Source organism: Mesorhizobium salmacidum (SeqCode), assembly GCF_037179605.1.
GTDB classification, from domain to species: domain Bacteria; phylum Pseudomonadota; class Alphaproteobacteria; order Rhizobiales; family Rhizobiaceae; genus Mesorhizobium; species Mesorhizobium salmacidum.
In genome coordinates this window covers 95,844-115,207 of record NZ_JAPYKS010000001.1, presented here as the reverse complement: position 1 = coordinate 115,207, position 19,364 = coordinate 95,844, and the positions used below count along the sequence as shown (strand labels likewise).

The window sequence follows — 19,364 nt, the reverse complement described above, 5'->3', positions numbered from 1 at the left end:
CCTCCGAGCTCAGTTGAAATTCGGCGGCTGCGACAGGTCCGGCGTCGGTGCCGCCGGCTTGGCTGGTGGCGTATCGCCGAAATTCGGCGGTTGCGACAGGTCGGGCGTGCCGGGCGCCGCCGGTGCGCCACCGCCATTGGCAGGCGCGCCGCCACCTTCCGGCGTGCCAAGCGGCGACAGGCTGGGCATTTCCGGCACCTTGTAGTCGATCGTGCCGGAATCGACGGCCGCGCCCTTGTAGCGCATCACCATTTGCGGGAAGGCGATGGTCAGGCCGATCATGATCACCTGGATGCAGACGAACGGCACCGCGCCCCAATAGATCTGGCCCGTCGTCACCGGCGCGATCTGCTTGCCGGTCAGGCGGTCGAGGTAGGGCACGCGCGAGGCGACCGAGCGCAGATAGAACAGCGCGAAACCGAACGGCGGATGCATGAAGCTTGTCTGCATGTTGACGCCCAGAAGCACGCCGAACCAGATCAGATCGATGCCGAGCTTGTCGGCGGCCGGCGCCAGCAGCGGCACGATGATGAAGGCCAGTTCGAAGAAATCGAGGAAAAAGGCGAGGAAGAAGACGAGCATGTTGACGCCGATCAGGAAGCCGACTTCGCCGCCCGGCAGCGAGGTCAAGAGATGCTCGACCCAGATCTGGCCGTTGACGCCGTAGAAGGTCAGCGAGAACACCCGCGCGCCGATCAGGATGAACAGCACGAAGGACGACAGCCGCGTCGTCGAGGCCAACGCCTGCTTGATCACGTCCATCGACAGCCGACCCTTCATCGCCGCCATCGCCAGCGCGCCGACCGCGCCCATGGCGCCGCCCTCGGTTGGGGTGGCGATGCCGAGGAAGATGGTGCCGAGCACCAGGAAGATCAGCGCCAGCGGCGGGATCAGCACGATCACGACCTGCTGCGCCAGCCGCGACATCATGTTGATGTTCAGGCCGCGGTCGAGAATCGCGACGACGTAGATGAAGATAACGCCGACCGTCGCGCCGAGAATGTCGGCATTGTCGCCATGAGCGGGCACCAGGTAATGGTAGGCCACATAGGCGATGGCCACGGCCGTTACCAGCGCGATCAGCAAGGACACCACGCCATGGCCGAGTGTCCGCGCCTCGAGCGGCAGGGCCGGCATAGATTTGGGCCGGACGATCGACATGATCACGATGTAGAGCGTGTATAGGCCGGTCAGCACCAGGCCGGGGATCAGGGCGCCGGCATACATGTCGCCCACCGAGCGGCCGAGCTGGTCGGCGAGAACGATCAGCACCAGCGATGGCGGAATGATCTGGGCGAGCGTGCCCGACGCCGCAATGACGCCCGATGCCACCCTGCGGTCATAACCATAGCGCAGCATGATCGGCAGCGAGATCAGCCCCATGGCAATGACGGATGCCGCCACCACGCCGGTGGTCGCCGCCAGCAGCGCGCCGACGAAGATCACCGCGTAGGCGAGGCCGCCGCGGATCGGTCCGAACAACTGGCCGATCGTGTCGAGCAGGTCCTCGGCCATGCCCGATCGCTCGAGCACGATGCCCATGAAGGTGAAGAACGGGATGGCCAGCAGCGTATCGTTCGACATCACCCGGCTGCCGTAGAAATTGTCCGGCAGCGCATAGAGCAGCGGCCAGGCGAGATTGATCGCGCCGCCCGAATAGGGCGTCAAAAGCACGCCGATGAAGAAGAACATCAGGCCGTTGGCGGCGAGCGAAAAGGCGACGGGATAGCCGATCAGCATGAACAGAATCAGCGAGGCGAACATGATCGGCGCCATGTTCTGGGCGATGAACTCCATCACGAACGCACCTCTTCAGCGAGCGCCTTGGCTTCTTCAGCGAGCGCCTTGGCTTCGAGTTCAGCCTGTTCGTGCACGGAAATGAACGGGTTGGGATCGTCAATGATGCCGCGCATGATGGCGATCTTCTTGATGATCTCGGAAATGCCCTGCAGCGCGAGCAGGAAAAAGCCGACCAGCAGGATGGCCTTGGCCGGCCACACGATCAGGCCGCCGGCGTTGGTCGACATTTCACCGCTGTGGAACGACAGCGATACGTAGGGCACGAAATAGAACACCATCAGCGTCACGAACGGCATCAGGAAGAAGAGGTGGCCGAAGAGGTCGATCCAGTGCTGCACGCGGCGTGAAAACAGGCCGTAGACGATATCGATGCGGATATGCTCGTTCTGTTTCAGCGTATAGGCGGCGGCCAGCATGAAGGCGGCGCCGAACAGGTACCATTGCAGCTCGAGCCACGCGTTCGACGAGGTGTCGAACACCTTGCGGATGACCGCGTTGGCCGCACTCACCAGGATGGCCAGCAGGATCAGCCAGGATACCGATTTGCCGATGAACTCGTTCATACGATCGATCGTTCTGGATAGAGCGAGAAGCCCTGCCATGCATTCCTCCCTGATGCGGTGACGCGCGATCCCCTTTTTCGTCGCGCCGCCTGGCCCAACCGTATGCAGTGCGTGGTCCGGTTGGTCAACAAGAGGAGGAAGGATGCAGGCCATCTGCCCTTGCGGCACGGTGGAAAACCGCAGCCTGACGATACGTCATGCAACCAAAGTCTGATGGGTTCAGACGACCTTGCCGGTGTCCCGGCCGGCGCCGATCAGGATCAGCATGGCCACCAGGAACAGATACATCCAAGCATCGCGCCATTCGACCGGGAAATAGCCGGCCCACAGTGATTCGGCCATGCCGAAAGCGGCCGCGCCCAGCGCGGCCCTTGGCGGCGAGAGATAGCCGCCGACAGCCGTCACGAACAGGATCTTCAGGCCGTAGACCAGACCGGAACCGAAGCTGACATTGCCGTAATAGAGACTGGCCATGACCCCGGCCAGCGCGGCGCAGAAGCCTCCGAACAGCACGGCGCGCCTAAACACGCCACGCACGTCGACGCCGCACAGGGCGGCGGCCCTGGGGTCGTCGGAGACGGCACGCCAGCACCGGCCGAAGTTTGAGCGGGCAAACGCCCATGTAGCGAGTGCGACCGCCGCCAGGACCACGACGCAGTCGAGCACCTGGATCAGCGTCAGCGTCGCCTTGAAACCGGAGCCTTCGGCGAAAACGATGGGCTCGGCCAGCATCGGCGGCAGCCACAGATCATGCGTGTCGGCCGCGATGCGGCTTGCTTCCGACAGGATGATCAGGATGCCGAGAGTCGTCACCACGATGGCATTGGGCGAGCGGTCGGCCAAGGGTTCAAAGACGCTGCGTGAAAGGACATGGCTGATGAGCGCGGCATAGAGGAACGCCGCGACAACGCCGAACAGCACCGAAGCCAGCAGCGTCAGCCACAGCACCTGGTAGCCGAAGGCGACGCTCAGGATCATTGCCTGGCCGCAGAAGGCAAACAGCGCGCCATAGGCGAGGTTGGTGCGGTGCAGGATGCCGTTGGTCAGCACGTAGCCGAAGGCGAGCAGCGCATAAAGCGCGCCCGAATGCAGCCCGTTCAGCACCTGCTGGAAGAAATAGAGCATGCTCGACAACACCACAAGCATCCCGCCCAAGAGCGGATCGGACAGGAGCGGATCGGATAAAGGCGATCATACCGTGCGCATCTGAGGTTTGCATCGCCGAATCTAACTTGTCAAATGCGATTTATCGGTTAGATTTTCGGAATGACAGTCGCCTGGACCCCACACCGCTTCGCCGGCGGCCTGCTTGCGCTCGACACGGCAAACACCGTCGTGCTGCGCGGCGATCCGGAGCGCACGTTCGACCGCTTCGACGATCCGGTCGAAATCGCCCGCTTCGCCGACGCGGCCAGCGGATTTCGCGCCGTCGAGCTTGGCGACAGGCGGCTGGCGGTGTCCTCGCCGGCTGCAATCGCGCCCGTCGTGCTGTCGATCCGCGAGACGACCGACCGGCTGTTTCGAGGCGCGGTCTCGAAGGGCGCGGTCGCCACCGCCGACCTGCCTGAATTCCTGCGGGCCTGCGCCGACGGCCTGGCCGCCGGCCGGACCGAGATCGGGGCGCCGGGACGGCCGTTCGGCGATCCGGCGACGCCGATCGCCTTCGAGGCGGCGCTGGCGGTTTCAGCCCTTTCACTGCTGCGCGGCGACACGGTCGCGAGGCTCAGGATTTGCCCCAACTGCACCTGGCTGTTCGTCGACAGAAGCCGCAATTCCAGCCGCCTTTGGTGCGACATGGCGGTGTGCGGCAACCGGCAGAAGGCAAGCCGCCACTATCGCCGCCGCATCGCGGCCAATGAGGTCAGGAATGGCTAGAATTCTTTCCCGCTTGATCGTTGTTGGCGTAGCGCTGGTTGCGGCGATGGCGCTCGGCGCCTGTCGCGATACCGGCGGCGAGGGCAAGCTGTTCGAGGTTTCCGGCAAGATATTCGTCTTCAACTACCGTCTCGCCAGGGCGACCTATGTCGTGACGCTGCGGCCCTTGCGGCCGATGGGCGAGGGTCAGGTGGCGGTCGCCAGTTTCCAGAATCCGGCCGGCGGCGCGCCCTTCGTGGTCGAACAGAAGATCTGGCCGAAGCTCGACAAGGTGAGCCTGGAAAGCCCGGCGCTCACCTGCGTCGTCAAGAACAAGCCCTATGCCATCGCCATCAGCATCAAGGGCGCCGACGGTGCCGTCCTGCAGACCATCGACACCACGCTGATGTCGACGGAAGACCAGTCCATCCTGCCCGACCGGCCGCTGGTCATCGACCAGCTCTACACGGCCAATCCCGATCTCGCCGGCCATCCCGACGGCAAGCTGCCGGGCGAGCCGAAGCCGGACTGCTCGAAAGCTGGCTGACGCCTGCCGACGGCATCGATTTCGCCCGGAATTTCTGTGCACCGTCGCACTGTCGGCGCACCCTTTCATGCGCGGCCCAGCACCCGCCGGACTGTTTGTTGCGCATTGGCTGGTCCTTTCGATTTTGTTTGACCTGTCTTGCAAGGGAAGAAAGGATGCGTCATCCGATCCCGACGTTGGCCGCTGCCCGGCGCGGCCTTCGCAGAGGAAATGCCTGATGACGCTGCACGATGTCGCGCTCGACGACAAATTCGATCTTGGCAAGGAGCGCATCTTCCTGTCCGGCGCGCAGGCGGTCATCCGCATGCTCCTGATGCAGCGCGAGCGCGACCGCCGTGCTGGCCTGAACACGGCAGGCTTTGTCTCGGGCTATCGCGGCTCGCCGCTCGGCGGCCTGGACATGCAGCTGTGGAAGGCGAAAAAGCAGCTCGCTGGCGCCGACATCGTTTTCCAGCCTGGCCTTAACGAGGAGCTTGCCGCCACCGCCTGCTGGGGCTCGCAGCAGACGGAACTGTTGGGCGAGGGTACCCATGACGGCGTGTTTTCGGTCTGGTACGGCAAGGGTCCGGGCGTCGATCGTTCAGGCGATGTGTTCCGCCACGCCAATCTCGCCGGCTCGTCTAGATATGGCGGCGTCCTCGCGCTCATGGGTGACGACCACATGGCCGAATCCTCGACCAATGCGCACGCCACCGAATTCCTCTTCGTCGACACCATGGTGCCGATCCTGAACCCGGCCGGAGTCCAGGAGATCATCGACTACGGCCTGTATGGCTTTGCCATGTCGCGCTTCGCCGGCACCTGGGCGGCGATCAAATGCGTCAAGGACAATATCGAATCGACAGCTTCGGTCGATGCCTCGCTCGAACGGTTGAACATCGTCGTGCCGGATTTCGACATGCCGCCGGGCGGCCTCAACATCCGCCACGAGATCGACATGCTCGGCCAGGAAGAGCGGTTGCATGAGCACAAGCGTGCCGCGGCCTCCGCCTTCATCCATGCCAATGGGCTGAACAGGATCGTCTATTCGGGCGGCCGCAATCCGAAGCTCGGCATCATCACGCTGGGCAAGAGCTATCTCGACGTCCGCCAGGCGCTGGAGGATATCGGCATCGACGAGGCGGAAGCCAACCGCATCGGCGTGCGGCTGTTCAAGGTCGGCTGCCCCTGGCCGCTCGACCTGCAGCACATCGGCGAGTTCGCGCGCGGTCTCGACACCATCGTCGTCGTCGAGGAGAAACGCTCGCTGATCGAGGTGCAACTGCGCGAAAGCCTTTATGGCACTGCCACGCAGCCGGTCATCGTCGGCAAGAAGGACGAGCGCGGCGACTGGCTGTTCCCGGCCAAGGGGGCGCTGGACCCCAACGAGATCGCCATTGCACTGGGCGAGAGGATCGTGAAGACCATCGGCCCGTCCGAAGAGATTTCGGCAAGGGTCGCGAAGTTGCGCCAGTTCCAGGCGATGCTGAAGGACGCTACCGACATCGGATCGCGCACGCCCTTCTTCTGTTCGGGCTGTCCGCACAATTCCTCGACCAAGGTGCCGGACGGCTCGATCGCCGCCGCCGGCATCGGCTGCCACTTCATGGCGCTCTGGATGGACCGCAACACGCTCGGCTTCACCGCCATGGGCGGCGAGGGCGCGCAATGGGTCGGCCAGGCGCCGTTCTCGAAGCGCGGCCACATCTTCCAGAATCTCGGCGACGGCACCTACAACCATTCGGGCACGCTGGCGATCCGCTTCGCCCTGTCGAGCGAAGCCAACATCACCTACAAGATCCTCTACAACGACGCCGTCGCCATGACCGGCGGCCAGCCGCATGAAGGCGGGCTGACCGTGGACATGATCGCCAGGCAGGTGCGGGCGGAGGGCGTCGACCGCATCGCCATCGTCACCGACGAGCCCGACAAATATGCTGGGAAGGCCGAGTTTCCGGCGGGCGCGACTATCCACGACCGCGACGACCTCGATCTCGTCCAGCGCGAGCTGCGCGAGGTCAAGGGCGTATCGATCCTGCTCTACGACCAGACCTGCGCCGCCGAAAAGCGCCGCCGCCGCAAGCGCGGCACTTTTCCCGATCCTGACAAGCGCGTCTTCATCAACGAACTGGTCTGCGAAGGCTGCGGCGATTGCGGCGTGCAGTCGAACTGCGTCTCGATCCAGCCGGTCGAGACCGAATTTGGCCGCAAGCGCAAGATCGACCAGTCGAGCTGCAACAAGGACTTCTCCTGCGTCAACGGCTTCTGCCCGTCCTTCGTCACCGTGCACGGTGCCAAGATCCGCAAGGCAGAAGGCCTGGCCGGCAAGACCGACCCGCTCGAAGGCGTACCGACACCAGTGGAATTCCCGCTCGGCGTCGAGGGTTGGGCGGCGATTATCGACGGCGTCGGGGGCACCGGCGTCGTCACCGTCGGCGCCGTGCTCGGCATGGCGGCGCATCTGGAGGACAAGGGTTGCGGCATGATCGACATGGCCGGCCTCGCCCAGAAGGGCGGCTCTGTGTTCACCCATGTCCGCATCGCCCGCACACCCGAAGACATCAATGCCATCCGCGTTTCGGCGGGCAAGGCCGACCTCGTGCTCGGCTGCGATCTCGTCGTATCGGGGGCCAAGAAGGTGCTGACGGCGGTGCGCGAGGGCCATACGATCTTCCTTGCCAACACCGCCGAGATCATGCCGGGCGAATTTGCCCGATCTGCCGATTTCTCGCTGCCGGTCGAGCGCCTGAAGAAGGCGATCCGGTCCGCCGCCGGCGACGACAAGGCCCATTTCTTCGACGCCACCCGTACCGCCACCGCACTGTTCGGCAATTCGCTCGGCGCCAATATGTTCATGCTTGGCTTTGCCTTCCAGCACGGTGGTTTGCCGCTCTCGGCCGAAGCCGTTGAAAAGGCCATTGAATTGAACGGCGAAGCGGTGGCAATGAACATCGCCGCTTTCCGGTGGGGCCGCCGCGCCGCACATCAGCCGGATTTTGTGCGCGGCCTCGTCGCCCAGCCGGGCTCAACCTTCGCCAAGACCGGGCACGCCGCGCCGGTCGCCGAGACGCTCGACGAGATCATCGCCCACCGAGGCACTTTCCTCACGGCCTATCAGAACGCTGCTTACGGCAAGCGCTACGCCGACAGGATCTCGACGCTGCGAGCGGCGGAAACCAAGGCCATGCCGGGTTCGACGACCGTGACCGAGGCCGCCGCCAAAAGCCTGTTCAAGCTGATGGCGATCAAGGACGAATACGAGGTGGCGCGGCTCTACACCGACGGCTCCTTCGCCGCCGAGCTTGGCAAGCAGTTCCAGAGCTACGAGAAGCTCGAATTCCATCTCGCGCCGCCGATCATGGGGCGTCGCGGCAATGACGGCAAGCCGAGGAAATCGAGCTTCGGGCCTTGGATGATGAAGGGCTTTCGCCTGCTGGCGGCGATGAAGGGCCTGCGCGGCACGGCTTTCGACCTGTTCGGCTACACCGCCGAGCGGCGCATGGAACGGCAATTGCTGGCGCAGTACGAAGCCGATCTGCAGCTCGTGGCCAGCTCGCTGGCGCCGGGCAAAATCGAGGCCGCGGTAGCCCTTGCCTCGGTCCCGGCGCTGATCCGCGGCTATGGCCATGTCCGGCGGGCAAGCGCCGAAAAGGCGGCGGGCGAGCGCCGCAGGTTGCTCGACCGTTTTGCGGCGGCGCCGGCGAGGCCTGAACTCCAGGCCGCCGAGTGAGCCAAAAGCGCCCGAAAATCAGGCGTTTGAGCCCAAGCTAAAGGTTTTTTAATGGGACTATGCCAAGGCTGAGGCTCATTGGGCGCCAGTAATGGGCAGAACAAAAACCGATAACATCCCGGTGGATGTTTATATCCAGTTTGTGCGCTCGTTGTTCGACAACGCGCATATGCTGGTTATCGGCGCGCTTTGCCATGCCGTCATCAGCCTCATGGTCTACTGGCGCAACGGCCAACCCATCTTCCTGGTTCTCGCAGGCGCGCTGCTTGCCATCGGCGTCTGGCGCTACTTCAGCCTGCGGCGGTTCCACCGCTCGGGTGGCGTGATGCGCGACGCCGCCGATGCGACCAGGTGGGAGCGCGAATACATCCTGAAGGGAAGCCTTCAGGGGTTATTGCTGGGGTTCTTTTGCTTCATTTCCATCTATGTCTACTCGGATTCCTATGCCGAGATCGGCGCGCTTTCGGTAACGCTGTCCTCGCTGGTGACTGTCGTGGGCCGAAATTACGGCTCGCCGCGCATGGTCATGATCTTCGCGGTCACCTTCGTCGGGCCGATCGCCGCCGCCCTCATTCTCAGGTTCGACATTCCCTACGTCGTGCTTGGCCTGCTGATCATTCCGTTCATGTTCATCATCAAGGGCAGCGCCGACCATGTCCGCAACGTGCTGTTTTCGGCCGTTGTCGGACACAAGCAGGCGAGGCAGATCGCGCAGCGCTTCAATCGCGCCCTCAACACCATGTCGCATGGCCTCGTCATGCTCGGCCCCGATGGCAAGGTCGTCGTCGGCAATGCGGAAGCCGCCCGTCTGATGTCGCTCAAATCGCCGGACCAGTTGCTCGGACGGTCGATCCATTCGCTGCTCTTGCGCGGCGTCGCCGGCGGCATGCTCGCACCAAAGGACTGCCGCTATGTCGAGGCGCAGCTGACGCGCGCGTTGCGCGAAGGGCGCGACCGCAAGGTGCTGGTTTCCTTTTCCAACGGACAGCACTTCGAATTCTCGGCGCGCGAGGGCAACCAGGAATTGGGCGTCATCACCTTCGAGGACGTCACGGCGCGTGTCGAAGCGGAGGAAAAGATCCGGTTCATGGCGCGCTACGACAACCTCACCGGCCTTCCGAACCGCGCCTATTTCCACGAACTGGTCGGCGAATTGATGGCCTCGGGCGACCGCGATCGCATGTGCGGCCTGGCCGTGGTCGACCTCGACGATTTCAAGAGCGTCAACGACACGCTCGGCCATCCTGTCGGCGATGGCCTGATCTACGCCGTCGCCGAGCGGCTGGCGGCCATTGCCGGACAAGGCCTTACCGTCAGCCGCTTCGGCGGCGACGAGTTCATGCTGTTCTTCGATCGCATTGATGATGAGAGCCATCTGGCGAGCCTGCTCGACGAGATTTTCGCCGAGCTGCAGGGAGAGGTCGACGTCGCGGGCCATGGGTTGCGGATTCAGGCCAGCGCCGGCGCGGTGCTGTCCAAGGTCGACGAAATCGATGTCGACGCCATGATCGTCAAGGCGGACCTGGCGCTCTACAAGGCCAAGGAACTGGGCAAGAACGGTTGGCGGCTGTTCGAGGCGGCGATGGACGCCGCGTTCCGCAACCGCCAGCTGATGAAGGCGGATCTGCGCACCGCCGTGGAAAGCAGGGACCTGCGGGTCGTCTATCAGCCGATCGTGGCGATGAACACCATGCGCATCGCCAGCTGCGAGGCGCTTTGCCGCTGGGATCATCCCGATCTCGGGCCGATTTCGCCCGGCATCTTCATTCCGCTTGCCGAGGAGATGGGCATCATTTCCGAGATCAGCACCTTCGTGCTGCATGCGGCTTGCACCGAATGCGCCAAATGGCCTGACCAGACCAGCGTCTCGGTCAATCTCTCGGCCAGGGATTTCCGCAGCCGCGACGTCATCCAGAAGGTGCGCGATGCCTTGGCGAACTCCGGGCTCCCCGCTAGCCGCCTGGAAATCGAAGTCACGGAAACCGCGCTGCTCGACGACAAGTCCTTGACCCGCCAATATATCGAGGAACTGAAGCAGCTCGGCGTCCGCATCGCCCTCGACGATTTCGGCACCGGCTATTCAAGCCTGAGCTATCTGCACAAGCTGCCACTCGACAAGATCAAGATCGATCGGTCGTTCGTGATGGACATCACCCACAATCCGCGCTCGCTCGAGCTGTTGAAGGGCGTCGTCGACCTGATCCGCATCCTCGGACTCTCCGTCACCATCGAAGGTGTGGAGACATTCGAGCAGCTCAAGATTCTCATGCAATCGGTGAAGCCGGATCTTGTCCAGGGCTTCCTTTTCGGCGCCGCGCTCAGCGCGTCGGGCATCGAAACCATGTCCAACGTGACCTGGCCCTTCGCTGCCGAATTGCGGCCGCTCAAGCAGCGCGCCACCACCTGACATCGTCCTGAAGTCATTCGTCGAGAGGCATGATGCTCCCGTGCTCGTTATTTACGATCTGTTAACGTTAATTTAGGGTAAACGCGAAAGCTCGCAATTTTGCTTCTTGTTCCTCCAGCGCTTCGCTATGGTCGTTTGTGCGGCGGTACGAGGGTCAAATGGACAATAAGTTGGTGAGTAGGCCGCTGGCGGCGGCTGCGGGCAGGGACAAGAATCGTCCTTCGGTGTTTACAGATCACATCATGGATGTTCTGGAGCACGTGGAGTATCGCCTTTGCGATGGCGCCGAGGATTTGGAAGCGATCTATAAGCTTCGCTACAATTCCTACCTTCACGCCGGCATGGTAAAATCAGATGCTTCCCGCATGGTGAAGGACAGCTTCGACGATCTGCCCAATTCTTACCGCTTTGGCGTCTTCTTCGACGGCACGCTCGTCAGCACCATCAGAATTCACTACGCCAGCGCGAGGTATCCTGTTTCACCCAGCACCGATGTTTTCGGCGACGTGCTGTCACGGCGTCTGGCTTCTGGCGAGACGTTCGTCGACCCGAGCCGGTTCGCCGCCGATCTCGAGTGGTCGAGCAGTTTGCGGGTGCTGCCCTACATCACGTTGAGGCTGGCGGTGGTCGCCTGCAGCCATTTCAAGCCAACCTATTGTCTGACGGCGATCAAGGAAGAGCATTCCGCTTTCTATCATCGCATCTTCCGTTCCGAGCAGGCGGTGCCGCCGCGGAATTATCCCGGACTTACCGTTCCCGTGCATCTGTTCCAGTCGAAATGCTCCGAGAACATGCAGGCGACGCTGGATCGTTTCCCTTTCTTCAATTCCACGGCGTTCGAGCAGCGCATGCTTTTCCAACGCCCCAGGCGGGGCGAGTTGGCGCCGCTGACCATTTTGCCCACGGCCAAGTATTTCGAGGCGGCCTGACCCCACGCCATTTCCGGGCCTTACGCCTCCTGCGGGTCGATGGAGCTTTCCAGGCCTGACCGCGTTGTGATTAGCGGCGTCGACGCGAGTTGATGCTTATCGCTTCTTGAAAGGACAACGACATGCATCTATCCCAGCCCGCGCTCACGCCGCTGATCTCGCTGATCGCCGGCGTGCTGATCCTGATCATGCCGCGGCTGCTGAACTATATCGTCGCGCTCTATCTGATCATCGTTGGGCTGCTCGGGCTTTTTCCTCACCTTGCTGGCTGAGACGCTGGGCAGGCCTCGCACAAAACCCATCCCTGCGGGCATCGGCCCGCCTGTTTCTATTTTCCCTTGAGGCAGTTGTCGGCTGCGATGCGGCAATAGCGCCATTGCTCTCCGCGCGGCTTTTCGGTATGTGCCTGAAAGATGTCTTCGAAGGGGTATTCCTATGGCTGAGCATACGCCGAGTGGTCCTGCAGAACTGGGCGCGAAGATGGACTATGCCGAGCATGACCGCACCTATGCGGGCTTCCTGGCCCTGGCCAAATATGGTTCGCTCTTCTGCGGTGCGCTTCTTCTGGCGATGGCTTTCGGCTTCTTCGCGGGCGGGTTCTTCTCTGCGCTGATCCTGTTCGTGCTTATTCTGGCCGTCGGCGCCTTCATTCTGCGATAGACCTTCCAAAAACCCTCTTGCGGTTGAAGTAGCCGGATATCCCGGCCGACACTTCGCGCAGACAGGTTCCAGCCGAAAGGATCATGCGGTGGGACAGACGGTTTTCATCCCTCGTGAGCTCGATGCGAACGAGCCGCGCGTTGCCGCTTCGCCCGATACGGTGAAGCGGCTGGCGGGGCTGGGCTTCGACATCATCGTCGAAGCCGGTGCCGGCACCCGCTCGCGCATCCCCGACGAGGAGTTTGCCAAGGCAGGCGCTGCCATCGGCAAGGCGGCGGATGTCGCCAAGGCCGATGTCGTGCTGAAGGTTCGCCGGCCAACGCATGCCGAGCTGAAGGGCTACAAAGCCGGCGCCGCGGTGATCGCCATCATGGATCCCTACGGCAACGATGCTGAAGTCGCGGCCCTTGCCAAAGCCGGCGTCACCGCCTTCTCGATGGAGTTCATGCCGCGCATCACCCGCGCGCAATCGATGGACGTGCTGTCCAGCCAGGCCAATCTTGCCGGCTACCAGGCGGTGATCGACGGAGCCGCCGAATATGACCGGGCGCTGCCGATGATGATGACGGCCGCGGGCACGGTGCCGGCGGCGAAGGTCTTCATCATGGGCGTCGGCGTCGCCGGCCTGCAGGCGATCGCCACGGCGCGCCGTCTCGGCGCGGTCGTCACCGCCACCGACGTTCGGCCCGCCGCCAAGGAACAGGTCGCCTCGCTCGGCGCAAAATTCCTGGCCGTCGAGGACGAGGAGTTCAAGGCCGCCGAGACCGCGGGCGGCTACGCGAAGGAAATGTCGAAGGAGTATCAGGCCAAGCAGGCGGCGCTCACCGCCGAGCATATCGCCAAGCAGGACATCGTCATCACCACGGCGCTGATCCCAGGCCGGCCGGCGCCGAAGCTTGTCTCTGCCGCCATGATTGCCTCGATGAAACCGGGCTCGGTAATCGTCGACCTCGCCGTCGAGCGTGGCGGCAATGTCGAGGGTGCCGAGCCGGGCAAGATCGTCACCACCGCCAACAATGTGAAGATCGTCGGCCATCTCAACGTGCCGGGTCGCATCGCGGCATCCGCCTCGCTGCTCTATGCCAGGAACCTGTTCGCATTCCTCGAGACGCTAGTCGACAAGACCACCAAGACGCTGGCCATCAACCGCGAAGACGATCTGGTCAAGGCGACGATGCTGACCGATGGCGGCAAGGTCGTCCATCCGGCCTTCGCCAAGGCCGACCAGCAGCCTTATATCGAGCCGCCCGCGATCCCGGCCACGACCATGGTCGCCGATGCTTCGGCTGCGCCGAAGAAGTCAGCGACCCGGAAGACCGCCGCATCCAAGTCACCCTCGCCGAAGCCGAAAGGGACCGCGTGATGGATCAGACCTTGCAGAAAGCCCTGGACCAGCTCGACCAGGCGAGTGCCGCCGTCAGGCTCGCGGTGCAGAACCTGGCCAATGCCCCGGGTGGCACTGAGGCCGCCGGTGACGCCGCGCACGCGCTGTCGGGCGGTGCCATCGATCCCTTCGTCTTCCGTTTCGCCATCTTCATCCTGGCGATCTTCGTCGGCTACTACGTCGTCTGGTCGGTGACCCCCGCACTGCACACGCCGCTGATGGCGGTCACCAATGCCATTTCCTCGGTCATCGTCGTCGGCGCGCTGCTCGCGGTCGGCATAGCGGCCTCCGGCGTCGCCGCCGGCTTTGGCTTCGTCGCGCTGATGCTGGTCTCGGTCAACATCTTCGGCGGCTTTCTCGTCACCCAGCGCATGCTGGCCATGTACAAGAAGAAGGACAAGTAGAGCGCCATGAACGCCAACTTCGCGTCCTTCCTCTATCTGGTTTCCGGCGTCCTGTTCATCATGGCGTTGCGCGGCCTGTCACACCCGACCACCAGCCGCCAGGGCAATCTCTACGGCATGATCGGCATGGGCATCGCCATTGCCACCACACTGGCGCTGGCAGTCCCGTTGGTCCCGTCGGCCGGCCGCTACGGTCTGATCGTGCTCGGTCTCGCCATCGGCGGCGGCGTCGGCGCCGTGACCGCGCGCCGCATCGCCATGACCTCGATGCCGCAGCTGGTCGCCGCTTTCCACAGCCTCGTCGGTCTCGCCGCCGTCATGGTCGCGGCCGCGGCCATCTACGCGCCCGAAAGCTTCGGCATCGGTACCATGGGCGACATCCATGCCCAGGCCCTGATCGAGATGAGCCTGGGCGTCGCCATCGGCGCCGTCACCTTCACCGGCTCGGTCATCGCCTTCCTGAAGCTCGACGGCCGCATGTCGGGCAAGCCGATCATGATCGGCGGCCGTCATTTCATCAATGCCGCGCTTGGCATCGCCCTGATCGTGCTGATCGTGCTTTTGGTCGCCACCGAATCGAAGCTCGTCTTCTGGCTGATCGTCGCCGCATCGCTGGTGCTCGGCGTGCTCCTGATCATTCCGATCGGCGGCGCCGACATGCCGGTCGTCGTCTCGATGCTGAATTCCTATTCGGGCTGGGCAGCGGCCGCACTGGGCTTCACGCTCGGCAATCTGGCGCTGATCATCACCGGCGCCCTGGTCGGCTCGTCGGGCGCGATCCTGTCCTACATCATGTGCAAGGGTATGAACCGAAGCTTCATCTCGGTCATTCTCGGCGGTTTCGGCGGCGAAACGGCGGCTGCCGCCGATGACGGCATCGAGCGCACCGTCAAGCAGGGTTCGGCCGACGACGCCGCCTATCTGATGATGAACGCGCAGAAGGTCATCATCGTGCCGGGTTACGGCATGGCGGTCGCCCAGGCGCAGCACGCGCTGCGTGAAATGGCCGACAAGCTCAAGGCCAACGGCGTCGACGTGAAGTACGCCATCCACCCGGTCGCCGGCCGTATGCCTGGCCATATGAACGTGCTGCTCGCCGAAGCCAACGTGCCTTACGACGAAGTGTTCGAGCTCGAGGACATCAACTCCGAGTTTGCCCAGGCCGACGTCGCCTATGTCATCGGCGCCAACGACGTCACCAACCCGTCCGCGCGTGATGACAAGAGCAGTCCGATCTACGGCATGCCGATCCTCGACGTCGACAAGGCGCGCACCTGCCTGTTCGTCAAGCGCTCGCTCGGTTCCGGCTATGCCGGCATCGACAACACGCTGTTCTACAAGGACGGCACCATGATGCTGCTCGGCGACGCCAAGAAGATGACCGAGGAAATCGTTAAGGCCATGGATCACTGACCGGGCGGCCTTGACCGTCGAATAGAAAGAGCCCGGTCGATGCCGGGCTCTGCGATTGTGGCGTGATGCTGCCTTCAACCGTTGGTCAGGAAGACCGCTTCCTCTTCATCGCGCTGCCGGCCGCCGAGCGCGGCGGCCGCACTGGCGATGAAGGCGCCGATGACCAGCGACAAGGCGCCGAGGAGCGCAAAGGTGGCGCTTGCCTTCCTTGCCGTGTCGGCCGCCTGTTTTGCCTTGACCTTCGCTTCCTGCGCCTTCGCCAGCACCGTGTCGACACGCGTCTTGGCGTCTGCCTCGGAAAGACCGGTTCGCGCGGCGACCAAATGGGCAAGATAGGTCTTGTCTTCCGCGGGGACCTCGCCGGCGACAGCGCCGGCGATCAGGATGCGCGAGGCCTGCCCGGCCGCGGCCGCTTCGTCGCCTGGATTGGCGGTCGCGAGCTTGGCCGGATCGGCCGGGCGGAACAGCGAATCCACTAGATAGGATGTCGCATTATCGGCCGAGGTGGCGCTGGCATTGGCGGAGGCACCGGCCGACGCACCCATGGCGGCTCCCGAGGCCACGGTGGACACGGCCTGGACGCCTGAACCAATCGCGGCGGAAAGCGCCGAGCCGAGCACGCCGACGACCAGCAAGGTGGCCAATGCCCAGGCGAGGAAGCCGTGCGCGGTGTCGCGGAAATAGACCTCGTCGGTGTGGATGCCGACCCATTTGGTGCGCAACCGGCCCGCGAGGTAGCCGCCGACGCCCGACGACAGCCATTGCACGATGATAAGCCAGATGGCGGTCGAGACCGCGAAAGTGGTGGCCGATGCACCGGAACCCGACCATGGCGAGACCATGCTCAATCCAAGGCCCGAGCCGAGCAGCATGAGGATGAACGTCAGCGTCGAGGCCGCGAAGGCGCCGGCAATGATCGGTCCCCAGCTGACGGCGGTGGAGGACGATTCCGTTGAAGCTGATACGTCGACAGGCGATAGGGTGGCGGACTGCATAGCGGCCCCCTATCGCATGAAAAGCATGAGAAGAATGATGATCGGAATCGGAACTCCGAGCAACCAGAGTAGAATGCCGCGTCCCATGAAAGCCTCCTGCAAGAAATTGTGATCGACACTGTCACAATGTCTCTGAAGGCCTTCTGTTCCGGCAGGTCCTCATTATTGGCGCGCGCCCGAGCTACGCCAATGTACCGAAAAGGCTGGGCGAAACCTCAAATGTCCAGATTGGCGACCGACAGTGCGTTGTCCTGGATGAATTCGCGTCGTGGTTCCACCTCGTCGCCCATCAGCCGCGAGAACAGGCTGTCGGCATCGGTCGCGTCATTGACCTTGACCTGCAGCAGCGAGCGCACATTCGGGTCGAGCGTGGTCTCCCAGAGCTGCTCGGCATTCATCTCGCCGAGACCCTTGTAGCGCTGCATGGTCAGTCCCTTGCGGCCGGTCGCGAAGACCGCGTTGAGCAGCGCCAGCGGTCCCGACACGGTTTCGGACACCTCCTTGCGGCGCAGCACCGGCGGCGCCCCGTAGACCTCGCTGAGGCGCTGGGCGTAGCGGTCGAGCTGGCGTGCGTCGGCGGAATTGATCAGTGCCATGTCGAGATGGGCATATTCCTTGACGCTGCGCACGGTGCGTTCGAAGACATAGCCGCCGATGCCCTCGTTCGAGGTGGACATGCGGCCGGTCCAGCCGCGCTCGGTGTCTTCGGCAATGATGTCGAGGCGTTGCGCGATCCGCTCCGCCATCGCGTTGGCGCGACCGAGATCGGCGAAGACATCGGGATTGAGCCCGCCGGCGATCGCCGCCTGCTCGACGACATTGCGGTTGTAGCGCGTGTGCAAGCCGTTGATGAGCTGGCGCACAGCCAGCGCATCGGCAACGGCGCCGTGCAGATCCTGTCCGGTCCGCACTTCCCCAGAGCCAAGCGTAAGGGAAGCTTCCTCCAACCCTGAAACGATCAGGAATTCTTCGAAGGCGCTCTCATTCTTGATGTATTGCGAGCTCTTGCCGCGGGTCACCTTATAGAGCGGCGGCTGGGCGATGTAGAGATGGCCGCGCTCGATCAGCTCCGGCATCTGCCGGAAGAAGAAGGTGAGCAGCAGGGTCCTGATATGGGCGCCGTCGACGTCGGCGTCGGTCATCAGGATGATCTTGTGATAACGCAGCTTGTCGGCGTTGAATTCGTCCTTGCCGATCGAGGTGCCGAGCGCAGTGATCAGTGTGCCGATCATGTCGGACGAGAGCATTCGGTCGAAGCGGGCCCGCTCGACATTGAGGATCTTGCCGCGTAGGGGAAGGATCGCCTGGTTCTGGCGCGAGCGGCCGCCCTTGGCGGAGCCGCCGGCCGAGTCGCCCTCGACGATGAAGATTTCGGACTTCGCCGGGTCGCGTTCCTGGCAGTCGGCCAGCTTGCCCGGCAGCGAGGTGACGCCGAGCGAGGTCTTGCGGGTGATGTCGCGCGCCTTGCGCGCGGCTTCGCGCGCCGCCGCGGCCTGGATCACCTTGTCGACGACAACCTTGCCCTCGGCCGGATGCTCCTCGAGCCACGTGCCGAGCGCTTCGTTGACCAGCCCCTCGACCACGGGACGGACTTCCGACGAGACCAGCTTGTCCTTGGTCTGCGACGAGAATTTCGGATCGGGAACCTTGACCGACAGCACCGCCGTCAGGCCTTCGCGGCAATCGTCGCCGATCAGCGAGACCTTTTCCTTCTTGGTGAGGCCCGAGGATTCGCCATAACCGGTGATCTGGCGGGTCAGCGCGCCGCGAAAACCGGCCAGATGTGTGCCGCCATCGCGCTGCGGAATGTTGTTGGTGAAGGCCAGCACATTCTCGTGATAGCTGTCGTTCCACCACATCGCCACTTCGACGGTGATGCCGTCACGCTCGGCCCTGATGGAAATCGGCTTCTCGATCAGCGGTTTCTTGACCCGGTCGAGATATTTGACGAACTCTTCGAGCCCCCCGTCATAGTGCAGTTCATGCCTCACGACGTCGGCATGACGGGCGTCTGTCAGCACGATGCGCACGCCGGAGTTCAAGAAGGCGAGCTCGCGCAGCCGGTGCTCCAGCGTGCCGAAATCGAACTCGACCATGGTGAAGGTCTCGGCGGACGGAAAGAAGGTGATCTCACTACCGCTGCGGCCCTCATTGGTGCCCGGGCGCTTGTTCTGTTCGTAGCTGCCGGTCGCCTTCAGCGGCGCGTCGGCATCGCCATGGGTAAAGCTCATTTCGAAGATCTGGCCGTTGCGGCGGATCTTGAGCTTCAGCCAGGCCGATAGTGCGTTGACCACCGAGACGCCGACGCCATGCAGGCCGCCAGACACCTTATAGGAGTTCTGGTCGAATTTTCCGCCGGCATGCAGCTGCGTCATGATCACTTCGGCCGCCGAAATGCCCTCACTGGGGTGAATGTCGGTCGGAATGCCACGGCCATTGTCGATAACCGTCACCGAGCCATCGGGGTTGAGCGTCACCGAAACCAGGTCGGCATGGCCCGCCAGCGCCTCGTCGATGGCGTTGTCGACCACCTCGTAGACCATGTGATGCAGGCCCGAGCCGTCATCGGTGTCGCCGATATACATGCCCGGCCGCTTGCGGACAGCATCCAACCCCTTCAAAACCTTGATGGAATCGGCGCCGTATTCGGCTTCAGCGCCGTTGGTGTTCTCGGTCTGGTCGCTCATGAAAACCTATTG

15 protein-coding genes are annotated in these 19,364 nt (G+C 63.4%); 10 read left to right on the top strand and 5 right to left on the bottom strand.

Going from position 1 to position 19,364, the window contains the following annotated elements; genetic code table 11:
- Positions 1 to 9 precede the first annotated feature (9 nt).
- From O7A60_RS00545 to O7A60_RS00535, 3 genes are all read right to left on the bottom strand, one after another.
- Positions 10 to 1,797 carry a TRAP transporter large permease gene (locus O7A60_RS00545; protein WP_337104874.1) on the bottom strand — a complete coding sequence of 596 codons (1,788 nt, stop codon included), beginning with the start codon at positions 1,795 to 1,797 and terminating at the stop codon, positions 10 to 12.
- A complete protein-coding gene (locus O7A60_RS00540; RefSeq protein ID WP_027142809.1) occupies positions 1,797 to 2,402 on the bottom strand; it encodes a TRAP transporter small permease subunit in 606 nt (201 codons plus the stop codon). Before O7A60_RS00540 ends, O7A60_RS00545 begins: the two co-directional genes overlap by 1 nt.
- 180 nt (positions 2,403 to 2,582) lie before the next feature.
- Positions 2,583 to 3,488, bottom strand: coding sequence for a branched-chain amino acid ABC transporter permease (locus O7A60_RS00535; protein ID WP_337104873.1), 906 nt, complete (start codon positions 3,486 to 3,488; stop codon positions 2,583 to 2,585).
- A gap of 141 nt (positions 3,489 to 3,629) precedes the next feature.
- Between O7A60_RS00535 and O7A60_RS00530 the strand changes: the two genes are divergently transcribed.
- The 10 genes from O7A60_RS00530 (at position 3,630) to O7A60_RS00485 (ending at position 15,670) form a co-directional block, all read left to right on the top strand.
- The gene (locus O7A60_RS00530; RefSeq protein WP_337104538.1) at positions 3,630 to 4,238 is read left to right on the top strand and encodes a CGNR zinc finger domain-containing protein; all 609 of its coding nucleotides are present in this window, start codon (positions 3,630 to 3,632) and stop codon (positions 4,236 to 4,238) included.
- On the top strand, positions 4,231 to 4,764 hold the full coding sequence (locus O7A60_RS00525; protein WP_337104537.1) for a hypothetical protein: 534 nt from the start codon (positions 4,231 to 4,233) through the stop codon (positions 4,762 to 4,764). The genes O7A60_RS00530 and O7A60_RS00525 overlap by 8 nt, the downstream gene beginning before the upstream one ends.
- Positions 4,765 to 4,981: 217 nt before the next feature.
- A complete protein-coding gene (locus O7A60_RS00520) occupies positions 4,982 to 8,473 on the top strand; it encodes an indolepyruvate ferredoxin oxidoreductase family protein (protein ID WP_337104536.1) in 3,492 nt (1,163 codons plus the stop codon).
- A gap of 91 nt (positions 8,474 to 8,564) precedes the next feature.
- The gene (locus O7A60_RS00515; protein WP_337104535.1) at positions 8,565 to 10,880 is read left to right on the top strand and encodes a putative bifunctional diguanylate cyclase/phosphodiesterase; all 2,316 of its coding nucleotides are present in this window, start codon (positions 8,565 to 8,567) and stop codon (positions 10,878 to 10,880) included.
- A gap of 158 nt (positions 10,881 to 11,038) precedes the next feature.
- Positions 11,039 to 11,809, top strand: coding sequence for an N-acyl amino acid synthase FeeM domain-containing protein (locus O7A60_RS00510; protein WP_337104534.1), 771 nt, complete (start codon positions 11,039 to 11,041; stop codon positions 11,807 to 11,809).
- A 122-nt stretch (positions 11,810 to 11,931) separates the two neighbouring features.
- Positions 11,932 to 12,081, top strand: a complete 150-nt coding sequence (locus O7A60_RS00505) for a DUF3096 domain-containing protein (RefSeq protein ID WP_337104533.1) — start codon at positions 11,932 to 11,934, stop codon at positions 12,079 to 12,081.
- A gap of 163 nt (positions 12,082 to 12,244) precedes the next feature.
- Positions 12,245 to 12,469, top strand: coding sequence for an aa3-type cytochrome c oxidase subunit IV (locus O7A60_RS00500; RefSeq protein ID WP_027142816.1), 225 nt, complete (start codon positions 12,245 to 12,247; stop codon positions 12,467 to 12,469).
- A gap of 88 nt (positions 12,470 to 12,557) precedes the next feature.
- Positions 12,558 to 13,832, top strand: a complete 1,275-nt coding sequence (locus O7A60_RS00495; RefSeq protein ID WP_337104532.1) for a Re/Si-specific NAD(P)(+) transhydrogenase subunit alpha — start codon at positions 12,558 to 12,560, stop codon at positions 13,830 to 13,832.
- Positions 13,832 to 14,257, top strand: coding sequence for an NAD(P) transhydrogenase subunit alpha part 2 (locus O7A60_RS00490; protein WP_032935097.1), 426 nt, complete (start codon positions 13,832 to 13,834; stop codon positions 14,255 to 14,257). The genes O7A60_RS00495 and O7A60_RS00490 overlap by 1 nt, the downstream gene beginning before the upstream one ends.
- A gap of 6 nt (positions 14,258 to 14,263) precedes the next feature.
- Positions 14,264 to 15,670 carry an NAD(P)(+) transhydrogenase (Re/Si-specific) subunit beta gene (locus O7A60_RS00485; RefSeq protein ID WP_337104530.1) on the top strand — a complete coding sequence of 469 codons (1,407 nt, stop codon included), beginning with the start codon at positions 14,264 to 14,266 and terminating at the stop codon, positions 15,668 to 15,670.
- 74 nt (positions 15,671 to 15,744) lie between these two features.
- Here the strand turns inward: O7A60_RS00485 and O7A60_RS00480 are convergent, their stop codons facing one another.
- Together O7A60_RS00480 and gyrB are read right to left on the bottom strand one after the other, a co-directional pair.
- Positions 15,745 to 16,665 (bottom strand): hypothetical protein, encoded by a 921-nt coding sequence (locus O7A60_RS00480; protein ID WP_337104529.1) that lies wholly within the window; start codon positions 16,663 to 16,665, stop codon positions 15,745 to 15,747.
- Between the two features lie 215 nt (positions 16,666 to 16,880).
- A complete protein-coding gene (gene gyrB / locus O7A60_RS00475) occupies positions 16,881 to 19,352 on the bottom strand; it encodes a DNA topoisomerase (ATP-hydrolyzing) subunit B (RefSeq protein WP_337104528.1) in 2,472 nt (823 codons plus the stop codon).
- Positions 19,353 to 19,364 lie beyond the last annotated feature (12 nt).